We start from the raw sequence: 23,745 nt of genomic DNA, 5'->3' as shown, positions 1-23,745 counted from the left end.
TTTGCTGGTGCCAAGTTCCGTCCTCTTCGTCTGCATCGGCAACGTCTGCCGCTCCCCGCTGGGTGAGCGATTGCTGCGCCAGCAGCTCGATGAGCTCGGCGTCGGCAAGGAGTTCGAGGTGACGTCGGCCGGCGTACGCGCGATGGCCGGTCATCCGATGCATCCGGAGGCTGCGCGCACGCTCGCCGACCGGGGTGGGGAGGCGCAGGACTTCGTGGCGCGCCAAGCGGTCTCCCAGATCGCGATGGAGGCCGACGTCGTGCTCGCTGCGACCAAGTCGATCCGCTCCACTCTCCTCGAGGAGACACCGCGGGTGATGGCGCGCAGCTTCACGATCACCGAGTTCGCGGCCCTGGCCGAAGCCGCCGTGGGAGACCTCGCCCCCGGGCACCGCAACCTGCCGTCGCTGGTCAGGGCAGCCGGCCAGTTGCGGGGCACGATTCCGGTCGAGCAGTTCAACATCGTCGACCCGATCGGACGCACGGCCGACGTCTTCGACGCGGTCGCCGTCCAGATCGACGAGGCCACCCGGCGGATTGCCGACGTACTGGCCACGCTCGACGCCGGCTAGCTGCAGGGCTACCTCCGGGTGCTGCAGCGAGGGTTGCCGCCAGTGCCAACCGCCGGCGCGACTCCTCGTCGGGCCCCTTGCAGCGGCCCGACCGGAACCGTCGGAGACACGATCAGTGCACGGCGGCGAACATGATGTTCTCCTCGTTGGCCTCCTCCGCGCTGAACTCCGCGACGACGCGGCCTCCGCGGGCGACCAGCACCCGGTCGGCGAGCGAGAGCACCTCCGGCAGGTACGACGAGATGACGATCACCGCCACGCCTTGCTCGGCGTACTCGCGGATGGCTGCGTGGATGTCCTCGATGGCGCCGACGTCGACACCGCGGGTGGGCTCGTCGAAGATGACCACCTTCGGCAGCTTGGTCAGGCCCTTGGCGAGCAGCACCTTCTGCTGGTTTCCACCCGAGAGCTCGACCAGTTTCGCCTTGTCGGGGTTCAGCGTGCGCACCTGGAACCGTTCGACGAGCTTCTCCGCGATCGATCGCTTACGCCGCTTCGACATGGTGAGCGGAACCGGGTGCGAGACGCCCATGTGGCCGATCGCGATGTTGTCGTAGATCGACTGGTCGGCGAAGATGCCCAGGTTCTTGCGATCCTCGGTGATGTAGACGATTCCGGCGCGGATGGCCTGACGCGGGTTGCCGAACCGCACCGGCTTCCCCTCGAGGCGGATCTCGCCGCCACCGATCCTCCGACGCTTCATCGCACCGACCGCCACCATCGCGGTCTCCGTCCGGCCTGCACCGACCAGGCCGGCGAGGACGAGCACCTGCCCGGGGTAGGCGGAGAACGACATGTTCTGCACGACGGTTCCCATCGTGACGTTGTCCACCTCCAGGGTCGGGGTGGACCCGGCTTCGACGGTGCCGCCGTGACGGGCGTAGACCACGTCGCGCCCGACCATTCCGTGGACGATCGCGTCGCGATCCAACTCCGAGGTCGGCGCAGTCCTCTGGACGACACCTCGCGCATGATCGTCACCCGGTCGGAGTAGGCCAGCGTCTCCTCAAGGTTGTGCGTGATGAACCCGAGGCCGACGCCGCGCTTCTTGAGCTCTCGCATGGAGAGGAAGAGCTGCTGGGCCTCTTCGGGCGTCACCGATGCGGTCGGTTCGTCGAAGATGATCAGCTTCGCCTCCTGGTGGACGGCACGAGCGATCTCGGCCATCTGCTTCTGTGCCGCTCCGAGGTTGGCCACCTGTGCGGCCGGCTCGATGTGGAGTTGTGTGACTGCAGGAGGTGGCGTGCTCGCACGTTCAAGCGTCCGAGCACGTTGAAGTGGCTGGCCTGGCTCAGGAACAGGTTCTGGGTCACCGACATGTTGTCGACCAGCGAGTTCTCCTGGTAGACCATCGCGATGCCGGCTGACCTCCCCGGCCGGAAACTACAAATCTGTTAGGGACAATCGGGGTGGCTCAGTTGGTGTGGGCGATGTAGACGTCGCAGGGCGCGTGATGGGTCACTGCTGCGGCGATGCTGCCGAGCAGGCGGCCGGGCCCCTGGGCGCGCTTGTTGCCGGTGACGATCAAGGTGGCCTCGAGGCGCTCGGCCTCGGCGACGAGGACCTCGGCGGGACGGCCCTGGATGGCTGCGCTGGTGACGTGCTCGATGCCTTCGCCGAGGGTTGAGGCGGTGCGGGCGGCGATGTCGGCCGACTCCTCCGCGATGGAGACGCGGGCGGTGCCGGGGCCGTCGAGCTCGATCTCGGCCACCTCCTCACGGCCGTAGGCGCAGACGACATGGAGGCCTGAGCTGGTGGCACGGGCGAGGTCGGCCGCGATCCTTGCGGCTTGCTCGGCCGGAGCATTCCCGTCGACTCCGACGATGATGAGCTTCGGCATGCTTGGGTCCTCCTAGGCTGGTCGGGTGCTCAAGAATTTAGCATGATAAATAGCGGTCAGGACAGGTTTGGCCGGGCCGAACGTATGGCTGCCACGTCCATGCCGGCCAGCGAATCGGTGCCCATCTCCACGTTGTGGGCATGCGCCACGTGGTGCAGCCCGAAGGCTGCATCCATGCCCAGTCGCATGCCTTGGGCGTCCTCGGCCTGATTGACCGCGCGCTTGGCCAGGCTGAGCCCGAAGCTGGGCATGGCCGCGATGCGATGGGCGATCCGGGTGGTGGTGGAGTGCAGGGCGGCGCGCGGTACGACGTGGTTCACCATCCCGAGCGCCTCGGCTCGGGCTGCGCTGATCGGGTCGCCGGTGAACAGGAGCTCCTTGGCGGCGCGGGGATTGGTCACCCAGGGGTGGGCGAAGTACTCCACGCCTGGGATCCCCATCCGCACCACGGGATCCGCGAAGTGGGCGTCGTCGCTCGCGATCACGAAGTCGCAGGTCCAGGCGAGCATCAGCCCGCCGGCGATACAGGCGCCTTGCACCTTGGCGATCATCGGCTTGGGAATGTCACGCCAGCGGCGGCACATCCCCAGGTAGACCTCCGACTCCCGAGCCAGTCGGGCGTCCGCGCCGCTGCGCCCCACGTGGTCCCACTGCATGGAGGCACGCCGCGGGAAGGACTGGTCGATGTCGCGCTGCGGCGTCCCGATGTCGTGCCCGGCACTGAAGTGGTCGCCGGCGCCCTCGAGCACGATCACCTTGACCTCGTCGTCGTTGACGGCGCGAGTGAAGGCATCGTCGAGGGCATAGGTCATGGCCGAATTCTGGGCGTTGCGGTAGTGCGGCCGGTTCATCTGCACGTGAGTGACCGCGCCGTCGGTGCGGTAGGTGACCACGGGTTCGGTGGCGGACATCGGGCTTCCTTTCAAGGCTAATTCATCATGATGAACTGTGGTACCTTGTGGCTCAGAACACAACTTGGACTACTCAGGGTGAGGTTGCGATGAAAACTGTGAGGTCGTTTGCCGGGTCGGTCGGGAGTGCTGCGGAGCTGGGCCTTCCGACCGAGGTCGACGTCGTCGTGGTCGGCTCCGGAGCCTCCGGAATGGCAGCCGCCCTGAGCGCAGCGGTCGATGGCGCCTCCGTGCTCGTTCTGGAGTCCGAGAGCCTGATCGGCGGCACCACCGCGATCTCCGGCGGCGCGGTCTGGGTGCCGAACCACCGCTTCTCCTACGGCGCGCTGGGCACGGAGGACTCGGCCGAGGAGGCGCGCACCTACCTGTTGGGCCAGGGCCGTGACCAGACCCTCGACCACGACATCATCGACACCTTTATCGACCAGGCGCCCAAGGTCGCGCGCTTCGTGGAGGAGCACACCTATCTGAGCTGGATCCCGGTCGCCTGGCCTGACTACACCTCTGACATCCAGGGCGCCTCGAGCTTCCGCTCGCTGTTCCCCGGGCCGTTCGCGCCCTCAGTCCTCGGCGATGCGGCTGCCCTCGTGCGGCCGCCCAAGAAGTCCGGCATGGCGCGCAACCCGCTTCCGCTGTGGCTGATCAACGGGATCCAGGGCGTCTGGATGGCCGGCTACGCGATGATCGGCTCCTTCCTCGAGGCCTGTCTGGTCAAGGGCGTCGACGTGCGCACGGAGGCCCGCGTTGTCCGGCTCGGCCGCAGCGATGCATGTGTCGACGCCGTCGACGTCCAGGTCGCCGGCGGCACCTGGACCGTCGCGGTGCGCAAGGGCGTGGTGATCGCGACCGGCGGCTTCGAGGACTCCGACGAGCTGACCGCTCGCCACCTCGGCAAGCCGTTCCCGATTCAGGTGAGCCCTCGCGGCCATCGCGGTGACGCGCTGGCGCTCGTCGAGGAGGTGGGCGCCGACCTTGTGTCGATCGATCAAGCTTGGTGGCAGCCGGGCATCCAGGTTCCTGGCGAGGAACTCGACGGCCGCCCGATCAGCAGGTTGGTGCAGGGCGAGCGGGCGCTGCCGCACACGATCATGGTCAACGACTCGGGAGAGCGCTTCGCCAACGAGGCCGTGTCCTACAACGACCTCGGCGCGGTGATGCGGACCCCCGACGAGAACGGGGACATGCCGAACTCCAGCGCCTGGATGATCTTCGACGAGTACTACCACCGCCGTTACAGCTTCCTCGGCGTCGAGCCGGGTGGCGAGTATCCTCCTAACGTCCACCAGGCCCCGACGCTTGAGGAGCTAGCCGCGAAGATCGGCGTCGATCCCGAGGGCTTGGTACGCACCGTCAAGGTCTACAACCCCGAGGCCGCCAAGGGCCGTGACCCCTGGTTCGGGCGTGGCACCTCCACCTTCGAGCGCTTCTTCGGCGATCACAACCCGTTCTTGGGCAGACTCTCGCTGAACTCGTGGGCGCCCACCTTCGCGGAGCGGATGCGCAAGCGGATCGCCAAGCTGATCGGCCCCGCCGCCGGTCTGGTGCTCGGGCGCGTGGCCCGTGCCCGTCGGCCTGACCGGATGCGCAAGCAGCTGGTTCGCCCCCTTGCCACGTTGATGCGGCCTGCGCTGAAGAACCCGGCCACTGGCGCGCTCGGCCCGATCGACAGGCCGCCCTACTTCGCGGTGCGCATCGAGACCAGTGCGATCGGGACGATTGGCGGCCCCCGCACGGACCACCACGCGCGCGTTCTCGACGCCAGCGGCGCGGTGATCCCCGGGCTCTACGCGGCCGGCAATGCGGGCGGTGCGACCACGCAGGGCTTCTATGGTGGTGCCGGAGGCACGATCACGCTCGGCATGACCTTCGGCTACATCGCCGGGCGCGATGCCGCGTCCCGATGAGAGTCGGCCCCTTCCAAGTCCAGGTGCGCTCCGATCGCGCACCGCTGACGGTGGAGGACTGGCGACGGCGCGCGCATCGTCGTGTGCCGCGGATGGTGTGGGAGTACGTCGAGAACGGCGCCGACGACGAGTCTGCGCTGCGTGGCAACCGGCAGGCGTTCGCCGCCTGGTCGTTGCGGCAGCGGGCGCTCGCCGGGATAGCTGAGGTCGACCTCACTGCGAAGATCGCGGGGAGGAGCTGAGCCTCCCTGTCGTGCTGGCTCCGACCGGCTTGATCGGCGCCGTGCACTGGCAGGGTGACCTCGCCGCGGCGCGTGCCGCCGAGAGGGCGGGCACCCGGCTGGTATTGAGCACCGGCTCCAGCTACTCCATCGAGGAGGTCGCCGAAGCAACGTCGGCCGACCACTGGTTCCAGCTCTACCCGTGGGGTGATCGCGAGCTGACCGGCGCGCTGCTGGCTCGTGCGAGGCGATCCGGCTACACCGCGCTCTTCGTGACCGTCGACGTGCCGGTCGTCGGCAACCGGCTGGGGAGCGCCGTCACGGGATGGGTATCCCGCCGGTTCTCACCCCGGGGCGGATACTCTCCGCAGGCATGCGACCGGCATGGGCAGCGCGGTATCTGCGCCACCGCCGGGTGGCTCTGCGCAATCTGGTCGCGCCCGGCCAGAGTGCTCGGATGCTGGAGACGGCCCAGCGCCAGGCGGTCAACCTGCGGCCGGACCTCGACTGGTCCGACCTCGCTTGGATGCGGGATCAGTGGGCCGGCCCAATGTTCGTCAAGGGCGTCCTCGACGCCGAGGACGCCGTGCGTGCTGCGGAGATCGGTGCGGACGGCGTCGTCGTCTCCAATCACGGCGGACGGCAGCTCGGCTCCGCGCCCGCCACTCTCGATGTGCTGCGGGAGGTGGCCGCTGCGGTGGGCGATCGGGTGGAGGTGCTCATGGACGGCGGCGTCCGCTCCGGCACCGATGTCGTCAAGGCCCTCGCGCTTGGTGCGCGAGGCGTCCTGGCAGGGCGGCCCTACGTGTACGGACTCGCAGGAGCGGGAGAGGCCGGGGTCACGGACGTGCTTGCCATCTTCGAGGCGGAGCTGCGGCGCACCCTGCATCTGATGGGCGTGCGCGCAGTGGCCGACCTTGGCCACGAGCACCTGCTGCCGGCTCACTGAGGACGCTTGGCGGCTGAGACATGAACTGGGCCGCCGGCCGGGAGCGGAGACGCCGCCCCGGCCGGTACGGCTCAGTTGGTGTGCGCGATGTAGACGTCGCAGGGCGCGTGCTGGGCGACCGCCGATACGACGCTGCCGAGGATCCAAGCCAGCTTGACTCGATCACGAATCTAGCAGGATGAATGGCCTAGTTGTGGGGTCACAGCGGCGACCTCGACGAATCAAGCGGTGAGCAGGATCTTCCCGGCATGGTCGCTGGCCTCGAGCATCCGGTGCGCCTCCGCAGCCTCGGCGAGTGGCAGGCTGGCGTGGATGATCGGCTGGATCCGGCCCGCGGCGACCAGTGGCCAGGCCTGCTTCTCGACCTCGCGGCAGATGGCGGACTTCTCCTCGATCGGCCGCGGCCGCAGCGAGGTCGCCAGCACGGTGCCTCGCTTGGTGAGCAACTTACCGATGTTGAGCTCGCCGCGCGTTCCGCCCTGCATGCCGATGATCGCGAGTCGCCCGCCCATGGCCAGTGCGTCGACGTTGCGGCCCAGGTAGGAGCCGCCCATGTTGTCCAAGATGACGTCGGCGCCGTGGCCGTCGGTCGCTGCGCGCAGGATCTCGACGAAGTCGTCCTCGCGGTAGTTGATCACGCCCTCCGCTCCGAGTCGGAGGCAGAGATCGGTCTTGCGGGAGCTGCCTGCGGTGGCGAAGACCCGTGCGCCGAGAGCGCTGGCGGCCTGGATCGCGAACGTGCCGATCCCGCCCGCGCCGCCGTGCGCCAGGAAGATCTCGCCGCTGCGCAGGCCGGCACCCATGAAGACGTTGGACCACACGGTCGCGGCGACCTCTGGAAGGGCGGCCGCCGAGGCAACGTCCACGCCGTCTGGCACGGCCATCACCTGACCTTCCGGTGCGATCACGCGGGTGGCGTAGCCACCGCCGGCGAGCAGGGCGCACACCTCGTCGCCGGGTGCCCAGCGGGTGACGCCGTCGCCGACGGCAGCGACCACGCCGCTGCATTCGAGCCCGATGATGTCGGAGGCCCCGGCTGGGGGTGGATAGTAGCCCTGGCGCTGCAGGGTGTCGGCCCGGTTGACGGCGGTTGCGACTACGTCGATGGCCACCTCTCCGGGGCCGGGCTCGGGGGTGGGCAGATCCTGCAGAGCGAGGACGTCGGGCGTGCCTGGTTCAGATGCGATGACTGCTTTCACGAGTCGAGCATAGGTCGAATAATTCGTCATGAGAAATCTTGACGGCGGGCGATTCTCTTGCCAGACTCTGTGGTCGGCGTCACGCAGGGCGACGTCATCTGCAACGGAGTGGATCTTCGAAAATGCCCCCAAGTCACAGCCATCGTTCGCGCTGGTCTCAGGCCGGCGATCTCGCCATCGAGGTGCCCGCGGTCATCGTCACGTTCGTGATGATGGTGCACGTCACGCTCAACGCGGTTCTTCGCAGGTACTTCGGCAGCCCGATCGACTACACGCTGGAGATCACGCAGTACTGGTACATGCCGATCCTCGCCTTCCTCGGCTTCATGGCCGCGCAGCGCCGGGGCCAGCACATCGCCGCCGACCTGATCTTCCAGATGCTGCCCACGGTGAGCCGCCGATTCGTGCTCGCCTCCTTCTATCTGGTCGCCGCGGTGCTGGTCGCTGCGCTGGCCAAGTTCGGCTTGGGGAGGCACAGTTCGCCCGAGAGATCGGTAAGCACGCGGGGATCACCCCGGTGCCTGCCTGGCAGCCCTACTACCTCGCGCCCCTCGCCTTCGGCGTCATGACGCTGCAGTTCCTGCACGCCGCCTACAGCACGATCCGCTTCGGGGTCGCCGAGGAGTCGATCGAGGAGGCCGAGTTCAACGAGTTCATCGGCACCGACGAGCCGACCGAAGCCAAGGAGGCGGTCCGATGACCACCGAAGTGTCCGAGCGTCCCGCACCCTCCGCCGCCGGCGGCGGGCCCGCTCCGTCGATGGTGACAGGCCTGCGCTCCTGGACGATCTTCAGCATCGGCCTCGGTACGGTCGCTGCCTGCACGATCGGCATGTTCCTGCCGCTCGTCCCCGAGGCGATCGGCGTGCTCGGCTGCGTCATGATGCTGGCGCTGATCTTCCTGCGGATGCCCGTCGCGCTGGCGATGATGATTCCGTCGCTGCTCGGTCTCTACGCACTGCGCGGGACCATGCTGGTCGAGTCGACGATGGCGACCATGCCCTACGGGGAGACGGCGACTTGGTCGCTCAGCGTGATCCCGATGTTTGTGCTGATGGGCCTGCTGCTCTGGAAGGCCGGTCTCACTGACTCCATCTACTCCGCCGCTCAGCGGTGGCTCGGCTGGGTGCCGGGTGGACTGGCGGTGGGCACCAACCTCGCTGGCGCCGGCCTCGCCTCGGTCAGCGGATCCTCGGTCGGGATGACCTACACCCTGGCTCGGATCGGCATCCCCGAGATGCTGAAGGCGGGCTACGACAAGCGGATGGCGATCGGGGCAGTGATCGTGGCCGGCCTGCCCGGTCAGCTGATCCCGCCGAGCATCATGCTGGTCATCTACGCCGGCATCGCCGAGGTCCCGGTCGGACCCCAGCTGATGGCGGGCGTCGGCCCGGGCGTGCTGGTGGCCGTCATGTTCACGATAATGATCGTGGCGATGGCGATTATGCGCCCCGCTTGGTCCGGTGCCGACACCCGGCTCGCCGTGCGCAGCGAGACCACTTGGCCCGACCGGTTCCGCTCGCTGTTGCCGATCTGGCCGCTCCCGGTGTTGGTCGCCCTGATCATCTGGGGGACCCTGTCGGGCACCTTCACCGCCACCGAGTCCGGAGCCTCCGCCGCGCTGCTCTCCTTGCTGATCACCCTGTGGTGGCGCCGCAAGGACGGTCCGTTCCGGGCCGTCGCAGACGCTGCCGTGGCGACCATCAGCAGTGTCGGCGCCATCTTCTTCATGCTCATCGGGGTCGAGATGCTCTCCCGCATGATGGTCCTGACCGGGATCACCAACGGGTTCTCCGAGTGGGTCGAGTCGATGGACCTCAATCGCACCACCTTCCTGCTGATGATGCTGGTGGTCTACATCGTGCTCGGCACCTTCCTCGAGCCGCTGCCGATGCTTGTGCTCACCGTTCCGATCCTGATCCCGACGCTGGAGAACCTGGAGATCTCGCTGCTCTGGTTCGGAGTGTTCGCGGTCTTCATGGGCGAGCTCGCGGTGGTCTCGCCACCGGTCGGCATCTTGTCGTTCATCATCTACAGCATCGTCAAGGACCCCGAGGTCAACGGCGGTCAGCGGATCACGCTCGGCGACGTCTTCGTCGCCGCGGCCTGGTTCCTGCCAATGGCCATCATCGTCAGCCTGCTGCTCATCTTCTTCCCCGAGATAGCCACGACGATCCCCGATCTGACCAGCGGGTGAGGCGGAGTCGCCGTGACTCGGCCCGGCGGCCCCTTCCCGCACGCAACCACGCATCCCTGTCATCTGGAGGAAACATCATGAGCAACCCCCGCCGTCGCAGTTTCGCCGTGCTCGGCGCCCTCGGCCTCGTCGGCGCCCTCGCGCTCTCGGCCTGCGCCGAGGACGCCGCCGGTGACCAGTCCGGAGGCGAGGGCGTCTCCTTCGGCGCGACCAAGGAGGAGTACCAGGAGGCGTTCGCCGACGTCGAGCCGATCTCGCTGTTCACCCAGTCGCCGGCACCCAAGGGATCGCCGGTCGGCAAGAACTTCGAGGACTACTTCAGCGCCATCGAGGAGTGGTCGGACGGCAAGATCACCTTCGACATCTCGTGGTCCAACGCGACCGCCGCACCTACCGAGGTCGACGACGCGCTCGCCGACGGGCGCCTCGACGTCGGCAGTGTGATGGCGGGCTACGAACCCGACCTCTACCCGACCTACGCCGCGCTCTCCGACACCAGCTACATGGGCAACGGCAACCCGTTGGAGATGGTGATGGCGCCACACGGCTACATCACCGACATCGTCAACAGCGACGGCGCGGTCGACGACGAGTTCGCCGCCCGCGGAATGAAGGTGCTCGCCCCCGCCTTCACCGGTGGCATCAACGGCATCTTCTGCAGCGACGCCCGACGCGACCTCGACTCCCTTGCGGGTGCGCAGGTTCGGATCTCCGGAAGCGCCCACGCCGCCGAGGCCAAGGCGCTCGGGATGAGCCCGGTCTCGCTCGACTACGCCGAGGTCTACGAGGCGCTGCAGCGCGGTGTCCTCGATTGTGCTTACGCCGGTGCGACGGTCGTCCTGCTCGGCGACCTGCTCTCGGTGGCACCTCACGTCATCTTGGACTCTAAGACTTCCTTTGGGCAGGTGCCCTCCGCGCTGGCGATCAGCCAGGCCAAGTGGGACGAGTTGCCGCTGGTGGCCCAGCAGTTGATGTACGACCGCGCCGACGTGTTCGTGCTGTCGAACATGGAGGGCCTGCTCGACATGTACCGCCAGGTGTTGGAGCTCGTACCTGAGAAGAACGGCACCATCGCTGGTCTCGACGAGGCCGCCCAGAGCGAGCTCGACAAGGGCAACGAGGAGTTCCTCAACGCCGTGGCCGACAACAAGGCGATCCAGGACGGCAGCGCCCTGGTGGAGGCGATCCGCTCGGGCTCCGAGACCTGGAAGGGCAAGGTCGGCGAACTCGGCTACGACACCGAGGTCGACTACGCGGACCTGCCCGCGTACCTCGCGGAGAACGAGGTCGATTTCACCGCCTTCATGGACGCCTGGCGTGAGGTCGCCAAGACCTCGCGTCCGTCCTGAATCCTGCCTGAATCCTGAGGAGCGAGTTCGCACATGAACGATCAGATCCCTACGGGGAGCATCGACGAGGTCGCGGTGGCGACCGAGGCAGCCCGCTTCATCGAGCGGGGCGTGGTGCCGCACGTGATCGGCGGCAAGGAGGTCGGGTCGCTCGACGGTCGCAGTCGCGAGATGGTCAATCCGTCGACCGGGCGTGCCTTCGGCAACGTCGCGCGGGGTGGCGCGAGTGACCTCGACGCAGCGGTCTCGGCCGCTCGTGCCGCCTACGAGGACGGTCGGTGGCGGCGGCTGACGCCGCGCGCACAGGAGGCGATCCTGATCCGGCTCGCCGGGCTGCTGGAGGAGCACGCCGAGATCATCGGCGACCTCGACGCATTGGACGCGGGCATCCTGCGCAGGTACGCAGGGTTCATTGCGAATTACTCGGCCAACGCGCTGCGCTACTTCGCCGGCTGGCCCACCAAGCTGGCCGGATCGCTCCCGCCGGCGGGTCCGGACTACGTCGTGCAGGAGCGGATCGAGCCGGTCGGAGTGATGGGGGTGATCAAGCCGTGGAACGGCCCGGGTGCGATCTTCGCCCAGGTCGCACCGGCTCTCGCGGCCGGCAACTCGGTCGTGCTGAAGCCGGCCGAGCACACCCCGCTCAGCGCCACCTACATGGCGCGCCTCGCGTTGGAGGCAGGAGTGCCCGAGGGCGTCTTCAACGTCGTTCACGGCGATGGCGAGGTCGGTGCCGCGATGGTGGCGCATCCCGGCATCAACCGGATCTCCTTCACCGGCTCGGTTCGGACCGGTCAGGCGCTTGCCGCAGCGGCCGCTCAGACCTTCAAGCGGGTGAACCTCGAACTGGGCGGCAAGTCGCCCGTGCTCGTCTTCGCCGACGCCGATCTCGAGGTGGCTGCTGCCGCGGCGGCAGGATCGGTGTGGAACAACTCCGGCCAGGTCTGCACGGCCGGCACCCGGACGCTCGTGCACGCCAACGTCTACGACGATTTCCTCGAGGCAGCGATTGCCTTTTCTGCCGACCTGCGGGTGGGCCATGCCTTCGACGAGGCCACCACCATGGGCCCGTTGATTACGCCCGACCAGCGCGCCAAGGTCGAGCGGTACGTCGAGATCGGGCAGCAGGAGGGAGCCTCGGTGGCCTGGCGTGGCAGCGTCGGGGATTCCGAGGGCGGCAACTACGTGGCGCCGGTGATCTTCGCCGGCGTCCGCAACGACATGACGATCGCCCGCGAAGAGATCTTCGGTCCGGTCATGTCGGTCATGCCGTTCACCGACGAGGCGGAGGCCTACCGGTTGGCGAACCAGACCGAGTTCGGGCTCGCAGCAGGCGTCTTCACCCGCGACATCGCTCGGGCCAACCGGGCGGCCGATGCGCTCGACGTTGGCACGGTGTGGACCAACTGCTACCAGGTGACTGACGCGGCGGTCTCCTACGGCGGTGCGAAGGCGTCGGGATACGGGCGAAGCCTCGGCGCGCCCGCCCTCGACGAGTACACCCGGCGTAAGAGCGTCTGGTCGAAGAACTACTGAGGATCACTACCCGACGATCTGCCCAGCACGTGCGACGAATCCCCTTGCCTGCAAGGGGATTCGTTCATTTCGGGGCGTGCGCCCATTCCTCCTGAGAATTGCTTGACAGTCAAAGATCATGAGGAATAGCATCATGTGATGCGGGGCACACTATCAGCCTCCGCTCGCAGACGGGAGACACTGGGTGAGCATGAGCCGGCCGACGCTGGACGCGGCCCCGACGACATGGCGGGCGCCCGATGGACTGCGCATCGCGGGGAGAGGTTCGGATCCGGCGAGCGCGGCACGGTGATCTTCGCCCATGGCATCGCGCAGAGCCGGCACTCCTGGCGCAAGGCAGCCGCCGAAGCTGCTGAGGCAGGCTTCGCCTCCGTCATCTTCGACTCGCGCGGGCATGGCGACTCCGACCATGCACCGGGCGGCGAGTACTCCTCTGCCGGCAACGCGCAGGATCTTGCTCCACTGCTGGTCTCGGCCACCGCGCCGGTTTACCTGGTCGGCTACTCGCAGGGCGGGGACGCCGCGATCGAGGCGCTCGACCTCGACACCACGGTCAGCGGCCTGGTGCTCGTCGACGTCGCCCCGTGGGTGGAGCCCGCAGGCGTGGGCGACGTGCAGCGGTTCCTGGAGGCCAGCCTCTCCGGCTTCGACGTCGCCGACCAGGCGGCAGCCGCGCTCGGCCTGCTCAATCCCGACCAACCCGCGCCGCCGGCCGCGGCGGTGTCGCGCAGCCTCGTCGAGCGCGACGGACGCCGCTACTGGCGCTGGGACCCGCGGGTGTTCGACACCGACCCCGACCTCGATGCTCGCGGGCGCCGCCTCGATGCCGTGCTGACCCGCTTCGAGGTGCCGGTCCTACTGCTGCGTGCGCGTGAGTCGCAGATGCTGAGCGACCGCTCGGTCGCCCGGTTACGGGAGGTCCGACCCGGCGCCGAGGTGCGGGTGCTGGATGGCGTCGCGCACGGCGTCAGCGGCTCGACCAACCACGTCTACTGGCAGCACATCCACGACTTCATCACCTCGCTCGAAGGAGCCCGCAATGACTGAGTTCGAGCTCGGCGCCTTCCTGCCGCAGGACGAGATGTGCACGCCCGACAACGTGTTCTCCTGGGCCGAGGGCATCGAGCGCCTCGGCTACCGCTATGTGGTGATGGCCGACCACGTGGTCGGCCTCGACCCGATCGCGCATCCCCAGACCGCGCCCTTCGGGCGTCCTGAGCCGTACACGACCAAGAACCACTTCCTGGACCCGCTGGTTCTGATCCCCGCCCTGGCCGCGCGCACCGGGCTGCGGTTCATGACCGCGGTTATGCCCCTCCCGCAGCGTCAGGCCGTGCTGGTCGCCAAGCAGGCCGCCACTCTCGCCTGGCTCTCGGGGAGCGGCTCACCCTCGGCATCGGTCTCGGCTACCTCGAGCCGGAGTTCCAGGCGCTCGGCGTGCCGTTCGCCGCTCGTGCTCGCCGGGTGGAGGAGCAGATCGAGGTGATGCGGCGGCTCTGGCGTGACGAGGTCGTGGGCATCGATGGCGAATACCACTCCTTCGCCGGAGTGGGGCTCAACCCGCGTCCCGCCAGCGGCGCCGTGCCGATCTGGATCGGTGCCAGCACGCATGCCGCGCCCCTGGCCCGAGTCGGGCGACTGGCCGACGGTTGGCTTCCGCTGCGGGTGCCAAAGCACGGCTTCGAGGAGGACCTCGCCGTCGTCGGGGCTGCTGCACAGGAGGCCGGGCGAGGCGGCCTGCGGCTCGGCATCGAGGGCCGCGTGCAGCTCGTCTCAGGCGGCCCAGACGTCGCCGCGAAGCGTGCCGTCTCGTGGTTCGCAGCGGGCGCGACCCAGGTGTCGGTGGATGCCGAGCATGCGGGTCTGCGAGGGTGGACGGTCACCTGGAAGCGCTGGCCGCGGTGATCCGCCAGGTTCGGGAGGCGCGGCATGCCTGAGGCGGAGGCCAGCATCAAGCGGGTTCCGTTGATCGCCTCGGGAAGCCGGATGCTCGGGGCCGACTTCGACCGGATCGCGGCTGCTGCTGCCGCGTGCGCCGATGACGGCAGCCGCGTGCTGGTGCTGGGCTCGAGCACGCCCGGCATGTTCACCACCGGTGCCGACCTCGACGAGGCACGAGCCGCACTCGATGACCCGGCCGCATATGTGCGCCGGGTGAGCGCAGCGGTGCGCGCAATCGCCGAGTGCCCGGTTCCCACCATCGCCGCGGTCGAGGGCCCGTGCGTGGGCATCGGCTTCGAGATCTGCCTCAACACCGACTTCACCCTCGCTGCCGAAGACGCCTGGTTCTGGTTCCCGGAGATGGGCTTCGGCCTGCCTCCGGTCGCGGCGGCCAGCACCCTGGCGCGGCTGGTCGGGCCGCGCCGGGCTCTGGCCCTGATGGTGCGGGCCGAGCGGATCCCGGCCGGTCGGGCGAGGGCAGACGGGCTGATCGACGACGTCGTCGCCGCGGAGCAGCTCGCTGCCGCGGTCACCGACCTAGCGGCTCTGCTTGCCGGACGGAGTGCGGATGCCCTACGCGATCTGCGCGCCGCCGTCCGCACCGGGCCGACTGCTGACGAGCTCGACGAGCAGGCCACCGGCTGGCTGGTCCGCGCCCTGGCGAGAGGCGCCTGATGATCGAGCACACCATGCAGGACGTCCAGCTGACCCTGGACTCGCTGATCCGGCACGGCCGATCGGTGCACGCGGCGAAGCGGGTCGTGAGCGTCACCGACGACGGCCTCCGCACCGACACGTTCGCCGAGGTCGCGGAGCTGGCCGATCGCCTGGCCAGCTGGCTGTGGGCCGAGGCCTGCCCAGCAGGCGGGGTGGTCGCCACGATGATGTGGAACCAGCTCGAGCACCTCGTCACCTACCTGGCCACCACCTCCACGGGCCTGGTGCTGAACCCGATGAACCCGCGCCTGGACGCCGCGCAGAACGCACATGTGCTCAGCCAGGTGCGTCCCGACGTGCTCATCGTGGATGCGAGCATGCTCGAGCAGTGCCAGCAGGCGCTGACCGAGGCCGACCTCACGCCGGTCCTCGTCGTCGTGGGCGAGCCGGGAGCGGGCCTGTCTGCCTCCGGAGCCGCGCGCTTCGCGGAGGTGGTGGCCCAGGAGGCCTCCGCGGAGCTGCCGCGCCCCGCCTCGGAGCAGCAGGCGGCGGTGATCGCCTACACCAGCGGCACGACCGGGCCGCCCAAGGGCGTCGTCTACTCCCACCGCAGCATCTGGCTGCACGCGCAGATCATCTGCACCCCGAACGTCTACGGCATCGGCGAGGGCGACCGGATCCTCGCCTCGGTGCCGATCTACCACACCAACGCGGCGAGCCTGCCGCTCGGAGGGTGGATCTCGGGTGCCGACCTCGTGCTGCCGGGCAGCTCGCTGGCCCCGGCCAATCTCGGCGGCCTGATCGAGAAGAGCGCGGTGACCCATGCGGTCGGGGTGGCCACCCTGTGGAACGACCTGCTGAGCTGGTGGGAGGAGGGCGGCGTCGACCTCTCCAGTCTGAAGCTGGTGGTGTCCGGCGGCAGCGCGCCCCCGGCCCACCTGATCAAGGGATTCCGGGCCCGCGGCGTGCCGATCATCCAGGGCTGGGGGATGACCGAGTCGATCGGCATCAACTCGATGGGCCATCCGCCTGCAGTCGCCGACGCGCAGACCAGTCTGGAGTACCTGCGCACCTACGCCGGCCGGATCGTGCCTGGCGTCGAACTGCGGGTGCGCAGCGACGAGCACGCCGAGCAGCCCGGCGAGCGGACGGTGGGGGAGTTCGAGGTCCGCGGGCCCTGGGTGACGGCCGGCTACCTCGGGACCGTCGATCGCGCGGACTGGTTCGCCACCGGCGACGTCGGCTACGTGACCGACGACGGCTACGTCGCGATCACCGATCGGCTCAAGGACGTGATCAAGTCCGGCGGCGAGTGGATCTCCTCGCTCGAGCTGGAGAAGGCGCTCGAGACGCACCCCGAGGTGGTGAGCGTGAGCGTGGTGGCGATCCCCGATGAACGATGGCAGGAGCGCCCGCTGGCCCTGGTGGTCGCCCGGGCGGGTGCGGTCGACGTGCCGGAGCTCAAGCAGTGGCTCCAGAGCCGCGTTCCGCGCTGGTGGACCCCGGAGCGTTGGGTCGCGATCGAGGAGATCCCGCTGACCTCGATGGGCAAGCCGGACAAAGCACGGATGCGCCGCGCCTACGCGGACGGCGCCTACAAGGTCTTGACGTGACATCTGCCGCAGGGGCGGGGCGTCGAGTTCTCGGACGAGTTATCCCAACAGTGAACGAGAGAACGGTGAAGGCAAGTGCGTAGAACAAGAAGTGTCGCCCTAGCGGCGGTCATGGGTGTGGTGCTGTCCGGCGCGCTTGCTGCATGCGCCGAGGACGGTGGAGGCTCGCAGTCGGGTGGCGACGGCGTCGCCGCCGGTGCGACGCAGGACGACTATGTCAAGGCTTTCGAGGACGTCGACCCGATCACGCTGGTCGCGCAGACCCCCGCTCCCAAGGGGTCGGTCACCGGTCTCCTCTACGAGGACTACTTCAAGGAGATCGAGGAGTGGAGCGGCGGCAAGCTGAAGTTCGACGTCAACTACGCCTACGCGATCGCTCCGGTCACCGAGCAGGACGACGCTCTGCGTGACGGCCGTTTGGACATCACCTTCATCAGTCCGATGCTCGAGCCCGACCAATACCCGGCCAACGCCGCGCTGGTCGACATGACCTTCGTCGGCAACCAATCGCCGACCGTCGGCCCGCTGCAGGGTCACGGCACCTGGAACTCGGTCGCCTTCGAGCACCCGCAGGTGCTCAAGGAACTGGAGGACCAGGGCATGCATGTGCTGATGCCGGCCTTCGCGGGTGGACCGAACGGCATCTTCTGCACCGAGCAGCGGGCCACCGCCGCCGAGATCGACGGCACCTCGATCATCGCCAGCGGCACTCTGCAGGGCAAGCAGCTGCAGGCCTTGGGTGCCAGCCCGGTCTCGATCGACTTCACCGAGGTCTTCGAGGCGCTGCAGCGCGGCACCGCCGACTGTGCAGCGAACAGCCTGCGGGTGACCGAGCTCAACGGCCTGGCCGAGGTGGTCCCGTACGCGGTCTTCGACGAGAGCCTCGCTCTCGGTCAGAGCCCCGGCGCCTTCGCCGTCAGCAAGGCGCGCTGGGACGACCTGCCCCTCGTCGCGCAGCAGTTGCTCCACGACAAGATGGACATGTTTCTCAAGTCCAACATCTCCGGCGCCAACGCGATGGCGGTCACCGCGCTGAAGTCGCTCGACGCCGCCGGCGGCTCGGTGAGCGGCTACGACGACGCTGCACGCACCAAGCTCGAGGAGTTCAACTCCTCGGCGCTGGACGGCATCGCCGGCAACGACAAGCTGGACGACGGCCAGGCGCTGGTGGACGCGGTGAAGACGGCCTCCGAGGAGTGGGCCGGCATCGTCGAGGAGATGGGTGTCGAGAGCGTGGCCTGGCCCGAGTACGTCGCCTGGTCCGGCTCGAACGAGGTCGACCTGGACGCGTTCGTGGCAACCTTCATGGAGAAGGTCATGTCGCCGCACCGCCCCAGCTGATCCACCGCACCGCAGGACAGCAAGTCCGGGGGCGTCGCAGAGCCGCGACGTTCCCCGGATCTCATCCTGGGCGGAACTGGAGCGCAGGTTTCACTTGCTTCAATTCTCATGATGAATTAGATTTCGTGGTGAGGGTCACGGCCCACGAGGAGGAACCCATGGATCAGTCGGATCTCACCGCTCGACTTCAGAGCCTGATCGACGACCTCGAGATCCGGCGCGTCATGCACGAGTACGCCGCTCGGGTCGACCAGCGCGACTGGGACGCTCTGCGCCTGGTCTTGGCGGACGACCTCGAGGTGAACTATCACAACGGTCGGACCATCGTGACCGGAGGCGACGAGGTCGTCGACTACATCCGCAGCAACACCGCCCACCTCGCCTGGCAGCACCACAACGTGTCGCCGTACGCCGTCGACGTCGATGGCGATCGCGCGAGTGGCCGGACCTACCTGATCTCGCACCAGGTCGTCGCCGAGGACCCGACCAACGTGCTGATGATGGTCGCGACCTATGACTGCGAATTCGCTCGGGTCGACGACACCTGGCGCCTCCGGCGCATGGTGCACACGATCAAGGTGGCCAACTTCCAACCGATCGGCACCCAGCCTGCCTCGGTGACCATTCCGCCGGCCGTGTCGCACTGACCGCGGTCGCACACTCGAATCACTCTGCAAGGAGATCAGGATGAACAACAGCACTGCTGGCCTCGACGAGGCCGCCGCACTCGAGGCGTCCGAGCGTCGTGAGCGGGCGAAGGCCGCCGGCTGCCCGGTGGTGCACTTCGACTACACCACGCCCAAGCCCGCCGGGACCTACTTCCAGGCGTTCGACGAGCTCCGTGCCGAGACGCCGGTCGCCTACAGCGACTACGGCCCGGGTTTCTGGATGCTGCTGACCGCCGACCTCGTGCGGGACGCCTACCAGACCCCTGAGGTCTTCAGCTCGAGTGCGACCATCCCGTCGGTCCCGCACCCGGACTGGACCTGGATCCCGACCATGATCGACCCGCCGGAGCACGCCGACTTCCGTCGCGTCCTCAACGTGGCCTTCTCGCCCCGGTTCGTGCGTGATCTTGAGCCCACCATCCGTCAGGACTGCATCGACACCATCGAGTCGTTCGTCGCCGACGGCAAGGTCGACTTCCTCGAGGACTTCGCCAAGATCTTCCCCACCCAGGTCTTCCTGCGGATCCTCGGGCTCCCGATGGAGCACACCGACATGTTCATGGGATGGGTCGAAACGGTCTTCGAGGGCCTGGGCCACTTCGGCGACTTCGCCGAGGACCAGCTGGTGGCCCAGCGCGAGATCCATGCCTACTTCGCGGAGGTGTTGAAGGACCGCCGGGCCAACCCGCACCCCGAGGAGGAGGGCGACTTCTTCACGATCCTCGCCAGCAGCAAGGTGGGCGACCGGCTGATGACCGAGGAGGAGTTCCTGAACATGTCCGAGGTGCTGCTGCTCGCCGGCCTCGACACCGTCAAGAGCCAGCTCAGCTACATGTTCCACCACCTCGCGAACAACCAGGCCGACCGGGAGTGGATCACCCGTGAGCCGGAGATCATCCCCAACGCGGTCGAGGAGTTCCTGCGTGCACACACCATCGTGATGGGTGCCCGCCAGGTCGCGAAGGACACCGACTATGCCGGTTGCCCGATGAAGAAGGGCGACATGGTGATGGTCGCTGGTCCCTCCGCCTCCCGCGACGAAGCGGAATACGACAACCCCGCCGAGATCCAGTTGGACCGCAAGGTCAACCGCCACTTCTCGTTCGCGGCCGGTCCGCACCGGTGCGTCGGCGCCCACCTCGCCCGCACCGAGCTCGCGATCGTCCTCGAGGAGTGGCACAAGCGCATCCCCCACTACCGCGTGACCAACACCGAAGGCCTGGTCGAGAGCGGTCCGCAGGTCGGCATCGAGGAACTCCACCTCGCGTGGGACTGACCCCTGTGGCGACGAAGGAGATCACCATGAGACTGACGATCGACACGGACAAGTGCAGCGGCCACGGCCGTTGCTACAGCCTGGCGCCGGACTTCTTCGACTGCGATGACGAGGGGTTCCCGGTCATCTTGAAGAGCGAGCTCGACGCGACTGACGTCGCGGCCGTCAAGGATGCGGTCGCCAACTGCCCCGAGCGGGCCATCGCGCTCGTCGAAGGAGCCTGAGGTGGCTGTGGTCCACGACGCGGACACCGACCTCACGGTCTGGCTCGCCGACGTCCGCACCTGGTTGGCCGGGCATGCCCCTGCCGACCAAGCGGTGCGCGACCCTCACGACGTGTCGGTGTTCCACAACCTCGACCACGAGGAGGAGCGACAGATCCTCGAGCGGTTGCGGGACTGGCAGCGGCTCAAGTTCGAGGCGGGCTACGGCGCCATCTCCTGGCCGACCGAGTTGCACGGCGCCGGTCTGAGCACCGGCCATGCCGACGCGTTCAAGGCAGCCGAGTCGGAGGCGGTCGCGCTGACGCGTCACGAGCTGTTCTCGGTGACCATCAACCTCATCGCACCGACGATCCGACTCTTCGGCAGCGACGAGCTCAAGGCCCGGGTCTTCCCCGGGCTGCACGACGGGTCGCAGCTTGCGTGCCAGCTCTTCTCCGAGCCGGCTGCGGGTTCGGACCTTGCCGCGGTGGCGACCCGAGCCGTGCGCGACGGGGACGACTGGGTGCTCAACGGCCAGAAGGTCTGGACCTCAGGCGCGCAGTTCGCCGAGTGGGGCCAGGCGCTGGTGCGCACCGACGCGAGCGTGGCCAAGCACGCGGGCCTCTCCGCCTTCCTGGTGCCGATGGATGCACCGGGGGTGGAGGTGCGTCAGATCAAGCAGATGTCCGGCGGCACCAGCTTCAACGAGGTGTTCCTCACCGACGTGCGGGTCCCGGACGCCTACCGCCTGGGGGAGCCGGGCGACGGGTGGAAGGTCACCCGTGCCACGCTCGGCTTCGAGCGCGCCAATGCGTCCAACAAGTCCGGCGTGGGTGGCGGCTTCGAGCAGCTCCTCGAGCTGGCGCGTCGTACCGGCAAGGTCGACGATCCTGCCGTCCGCGCCCAGCTGGCGCAGATCCGTGCGCGAGAGGTCGCAGCCGAGGTCAGCCTGCACCGCGAACAGCGTGCCCGCGACAGTGGCGAGCCCCCGGCGCCAGCGGATCGATGCGCAAGCTGCAGTGGGTGCGCAAGCTCAAGCTGGTGTCCGAGCTGGCTCGTGAGCTCAACGGACCGGCGCTCATCGCCGACGCCGGCGAGCCCGGCACCTTCAGCTGGAACGCCCATGTCCTGGGCGCCCCGGGCTACCAGATCGCCGGAGGCTCCGACCAGATCCAGCGCAACATCGTCGCCGAGCGTCACCTCGGCCTTCCCGCGGAGCCCAAGCCCGCCGCCAGCAAGGAGAACGACCGATGAGCACCACCCTCGACCTCAGCGGCAAGGTCGCGGTGATCACGGGAGGCAGCCGAGGTCTCGGCCTCGAGATGGCCCACGGCTATGCCGCTGCCGGCGCCAGCGTCGTGATCGCCAGCCGCAAGCAGGAGGCCTGCGTCGAGATCGCGGAGAAGCTGACCGCGCAGTACGGCGTCAAGGCGCTCGGCATCGGTGCGCACGTCGGCGACTGGGACGGTTGCCAGGCGCTGGTGGATGCCACGATCAACGAGTTCGGGCGTCTCGACGTGCTCATCAACAACGCCGGGATCGCACCGACCTACGAGAGCCTCGAGACGGTGAGCGAAGCGCTCTTCGACAAGACGTTCGACGTCAACCTCAAGGGCCCGTTCCGCCTGACGACGCTGGCTGCCCCGCGGATGAGCGAGGGCGGCTCCGTGATCAACGTGAGCAGCATCGCCTCCGTGCGGCCCAAGGTCAGCGATCTCGTGTACGCCGCCGCGAAGGCCGGTCTCAACACCCTCACCAAGGGCCTCGCCCAGGCCTACGGGCCGAAGGTCCGGGTCAACACGATCATGGCCGGGCCGTTCCTGACCGAGATCAGCGAGGCCTGGTACACCGAGGAGTGGCGCGCCCGCGCCCAGTCCTTCCCGATGCAGCGCGCCGGACGTCCCGACGAGGTCGTCGGCACCGCGCTCTACTTCGGCAGCGACCTCTCCAGCTTCACGACCGGAACCGTCCTTCCGGTCGACGGCGGCCGCACGGCGATGTCGTGACTCCGCTCCTTCCCTGACTACTTCCCCCGAATGGAGGAACCCATGGCTGCCGCTCCGCATGGCGCCCCGCCCCCGTTGTCTCCGAGACCGATCGTCGTCCGGTGCCCCGAGTGGGCCCCCTTGCTGGCATCCGCGTTGCCGACTTCTGCTGGATGGGCGTCGGTTCCGTCGCGACCCGCATGCTCGGCGACTTCGGTGCCGAGGTCATCAAGATCGAGAACCGGCGTCGCATCGACCGGCCGCGACTGCTCCCCATCTACAAGGGAGAAGTGCGCAACTACGGCGAGGAGGTCGCGGATGCCGACCCGAACCGCGGCGGGTTGCACAACAACTACAGCCGCAACAAGCTCGGCATCACGGTCGACATGAAGACCAAGAAGGGTCGCGAGCTGGTGGACCGCCTCATCGCGGCATCCAGCGTGGTCACCGAGAACTTCGCGCCCGGCGTGATGGAGCGGTGGGGCCTCACCCACGAGGCCCTCGAGGAGCTGTCGCCCGGCGTCATCTATGGCCGGATGAGCGGCTTCGGCCACTCCGGCCCGCATGCCCACTACAAGAGCTACGGCCCGATCGTCCAGGCCGTCAGTGGACTGTCGTTCATCTCCGGCCTGCCCGGGGAGGAGCCGTCCGGCTGGGGCTTGTCCTACATGGACAACCAAGCCGCCTACTACAACTCTGCCGCGCTGATGATGGCGATCCTGCGTCGCAACAAGACCGGCAAGGGCGCCGAGGTCGACGTGTCCGCCGTCGAGGTGGGGATCTCGATGATCGGTCCCGACATGCTTGACGTGACCGTGAACAAGAACGTCACCCGACGTCCCGACTTCCCACGAGGCAACCGGCTCGATGACCCGGCAGCCGCGCCGCACGGGGTCTATCCCTGCGTCGCTGAGGACAGCTGGATTGCGATCGCCGTCTTCGACCAGCCCGAGTGGGAGCGCTTCGTCCGCGCCATCGGTGACCCCGCGTGGGCGCGGGACCAGCGGTTCACGACGCAGACTGCCCGCCACGCCAACCAGGACGCCCTCGACAGCCTCGTCGCGGAGTGGACGAAGCAACGGACGGCGCGCGAGGCGATGGAGCTGCTCCAGGCGGCCGAGGTGACCGCTGGCGCGGTGCAGAACGCCGAGGACCTGAACGAGTGGGATCCCCAGCTGGCGGCGCGCGGCACCTTCTTCGAGCTCGACCACCCGGTGATCGGCGAGGCCCGCTTCGAGGGCACCCCGATCACCTTCTCCCGCACCGTGCAGCAGACCTGGCGCTCGGCTCCGCTGCTCGGCGAGGACAACCACTACGTGTTCGGCGAGGTACTCGGGCTGACGTCCGACGAGATCGCCGAGCTCGAGGACGAGGGAGTGATCTGA

At 68.3% G+C, this 23,745-nt stretch carries 21 protein-coding genes and 3 pseudogenes; 20 read left to right on the top strand and 4 right to left on the bottom strand.

Annotated features, from left to right (window positions below; genetic code table 11):
- The first annotated feature begins 7 nt into the window (after nt 1-7).
- A complete protein-coding gene (locus L1066_RS15545) occupies nt 8-571 on the top strand; it encodes an arsenate reductase/protein-tyrosine-phosphatase family protein (RefSeq protein ID WP_235737191.1) in 564 nt (187 codons plus the stop codon).
- Between the two features lie 112 nt (nt 572-683).
- On the opposite strand, the gene L1066_RS15540 is transcribed toward L1066_RS15545, so the two are convergent.
- The 3 genes from L1066_RS15540 to L1066_RS15530 form a co-directional block, all read right to left on the bottom strand.
- Nucleotides 684-1,475, bottom strand: coding sequence for an ATP-binding cassette domain-containing protein (locus L1066_RS15540; RefSeq protein WP_235737189.1), 792 nt, complete (start codon nt 1,473-1,475; stop codon nt 684-686).
- Nucleotides 1,476-1,985: 510 nt separating this feature from the next.
- Entirely contained in the window at nt 1,986-2,411 is a 426-nt protein-coding gene (locus L1066_RS15535; protein ID WP_235737188.1) for a universal stress protein, read from the bottom strand.
- A 56-nt stretch (nt 2,412-2,467) separates the two neighbouring features.
- Entirely contained in the window at nt 2,468-3,322 is an 855-nt protein-coding gene (locus L1066_RS15530) for an enoyl-CoA hydratase (protein WP_235737186.1), read from the bottom strand.
- 89 nt (nt 3,323-3,411) lie between these two features.
- Here L1066_RS15530 and L1066_RS15525 point away from each other — a divergent pair, with 89 nt between their 5' ends.
- Together L1066_RS15525 and L1066_RS28760 are read left to right on the top strand one after the other, a co-directional pair.
- Nucleotides 3,412-5,226: an FAD-dependent oxidoreductase gene (locus L1066_RS15525; RefSeq protein ID WP_235737185.1), complete on the top strand. Its 1,815-nt coding sequence runs from the start codon at nt 3,412-3,414 to the stop codon at nt 5,224-5,226.
- Nucleotides 5,223-6,396: pseudogene (locus L1066_RS28760) on the top strand (alpha-hydroxy acid oxidase). Before L1066_RS15525 ends, L1066_RS28760 begins: the two are co-directional and overlap by 4 nt.
- A gap of 221 nt (nt 6,397-6,617) precedes the next feature.
- Here L1066_RS28760 and L1066_RS15510 read toward each other — a convergent pair.
- Complete coding sequence (locus tag L1066_RS15510; protein WP_235737182.1) at nt 6,618-7,595, bottom strand: NAD(P)H-quinone oxidoreductase; 978 nt, start codon at nt 7,593-7,595, stop codon at nt 6,618-6,620.
- 122 nt (nt 7,596-7,717) lie between these two features.
- Between L1066_RS15510 and L1066_RS15505 the strand changes: the two genes are divergently transcribed.
- From L1066_RS15505 to L1066_RS15430, 17 genes and pseudogenes are all read left to right on the top strand, one after another.
- Nucleotides 7,718-8,164: a TRAP transporter small permease gene (locus L1066_RS15505; RefSeq protein ID WP_235737180.1), complete on the top strand. Its 447-nt coding sequence runs from the start codon at nt 7,718-7,720 to the stop codon at nt 8,162-8,164.
- Nucleotides 8,161-8,295, top strand: a complete 135-nt coding sequence (locus tag L1066_RS26860; RefSeq protein ID WP_283095455.1) for a hypothetical protein — start codon at nt 8,161-8,163, stop codon at nt 8,293-8,295. Before L1066_RS15505 ends, L1066_RS26860 begins: the two co-directional genes overlap by 4 nt.
- A complete protein-coding gene (locus tag L1066_RS15500; RefSeq protein ID WP_235737179.1) occupies nt 8,292-9,791 on the top strand; it encodes a TRAP transporter large permease in 1,500 nt (499 codons plus the stop codon). Before L1066_RS26860 ends, L1066_RS15500 begins: the two co-directional genes overlap by 4 nt.
- Nucleotides 9,792-9,868: 77 nt before the next feature.
- The gene (gene dctP, locus L1066_RS15495; protein ID WP_235737178.1) at nt 9,869-11,140 is read left to right on the top strand and encodes a TRAP transporter substrate-binding protein DctP; all 1,272 of its coding nucleotides are present in this window, start codon (nt 9,869-9,871) and stop codon (nt 11,138-11,140) included.
- Between the two features lie 33 nt (nt 11,141-11,173).
- Nucleotides 11,174-12,676, top strand: a complete 1,503-nt coding sequence (locus tag L1066_RS15490) for an aldehyde dehydrogenase family protein (protein ID WP_235737177.1) — start codon at nt 11,174-11,176, stop codon at nt 12,674-12,676.
- 138 nt (nt 12,677-12,814) lie between these two features.
- Entirely contained in the window at nt 12,815-13,723 is a 909-nt protein-coding gene (locus tag L1066_RS15485) for an alpha/beta fold hydrolase (RefSeq protein ID WP_235737176.1), read from the top strand.
- Nucleotides 13,626-14,581 (top strand): annotated as a pseudogene (locus L1066_RS15480) (TIGR03619 family F420-dependent LLM class oxidoreductase). The gene L1066_RS15485 and the pseudogene L1066_RS15480 overlap by 98 nt, the downstream one beginning before the upstream one ends.
- 24 nt (nt 14,582-14,605) lie before the next feature.
- Complete coding sequence (locus tag L1066_RS15475; protein WP_235737174.1) at nt 14,606-15,292, top strand: enoyl-CoA hydratase/isomerase family protein; 687 nt, start codon at nt 14,606-14,608, stop codon at nt 15,290-15,292.
- Nucleotides 15,292-16,887, top strand: coding sequence for an AMP-binding protein (locus L1066_RS15470; RefSeq protein ID WP_235737173.1), 1,596 nt, complete (start codon nt 15,292-15,294; stop codon nt 16,885-16,887). Before L1066_RS15475 ends, L1066_RS15470 begins: the two co-directional genes overlap by 1 nt.
- Before the next feature lie 111 nt (nt 16,888-16,998).
- Nucleotides 16,999-18,228 (top strand): TRAP transporter substrate-binding protein DctP, encoded by a 1,230-nt coding sequence (dctP, locus tag L1066_RS15465; RefSeq protein ID WP_235737172.1) that lies wholly within the window; start codon nt 16,999-17,001, stop codon nt 18,226-18,228.
- A gap of 158 nt (nt 18,229-18,386) precedes the next feature.
- Nucleotides 18,387-18,875: a nuclear transport factor 2 family protein gene (locus L1066_RS15460; protein WP_235737171.1), complete on the top strand. Its 489-nt coding sequence runs from the start codon at nt 18,387-18,389 to the stop codon at nt 18,873-18,875.
- A gap of 40 nt (nt 18,876-18,915) precedes the next feature.
- Nucleotides 18,916-20,172 carry a cytochrome P450 gene (locus L1066_RS15455; RefSeq protein ID WP_235737169.1) on the top strand — a complete coding sequence of 419 codons (1,257 nt, stop codon included), beginning with the start codon at nt 18,916-18,918 and terminating at the stop codon, nt 20,170-20,172.
- A 26-nt stretch (nt 20,173-20,198) separates the two neighbouring features.
- Nucleotides 20,199-20,396: a ferredoxin gene (locus tag L1066_RS15450; RefSeq protein ID WP_235737168.1), complete on the top strand. Its 198-nt coding sequence runs from the start codon at nt 20,199-20,201 to the stop codon at nt 20,394-20,396.
- Nucleotides 20,344-21,042 (top strand): annotated as a pseudogene (locus tag L1066_RS28755) (acyl-CoA dehydrogenase family protein); the annotation flags it as partial. The gene L1066_RS15450 and the pseudogene L1066_RS28755, both read left to right, overlap by 53 nt.
- Nucleotides 20,946-21,629, top strand: a complete 684-nt coding sequence (locus L1066_RS28750) for an acyl-CoA dehydrogenase family protein (RefSeq protein WP_376707688.1) — start codon at nt 20,946-20,948, stop codon at nt 21,627-21,629. The pseudogene L1066_RS28755 and the gene L1066_RS28750, both read left to right, overlap by 97 nt.
- Nucleotides 21,626-22,381 carry an SDR family NAD(P)-dependent oxidoreductase gene (locus L1066_RS15435; RefSeq protein WP_235737159.1) on the top strand — a complete coding sequence of 252 codons (756 nt, stop codon included), beginning with the start codon at nt 21,626-21,628 and terminating at the stop codon, nt 22,379-22,381. The genes L1066_RS28750 and L1066_RS15435 overlap by 4 nt, the downstream gene beginning before the upstream one ends.
- A 110-nt stretch (nt 22,382-22,491) precedes the next feature.
- Complete coding sequence (locus L1066_RS15430; protein ID WP_235737160.1) at nt 22,492-23,745, top strand: CaiB/BaiF CoA transferase family protein; 1,254 nt, start codon at nt 22,492-22,494, stop codon at nt 23,743-23,745.

Source organism: Nocardioides alcanivorans (assembly GCF_021555175.1).
GTDB classification, from domain to species: domain Bacteria; phylum Actinomycetota; class Actinomycetes; order Propionibacteriales; family Nocardioidaceae; genus Nocardioides; species Nocardioides alcanivorans.
The sequence above is the reverse complement of the archived record's forward strand: the minus strand, read 5'-3'. Positions and strand labels throughout refer to the sequence as shown.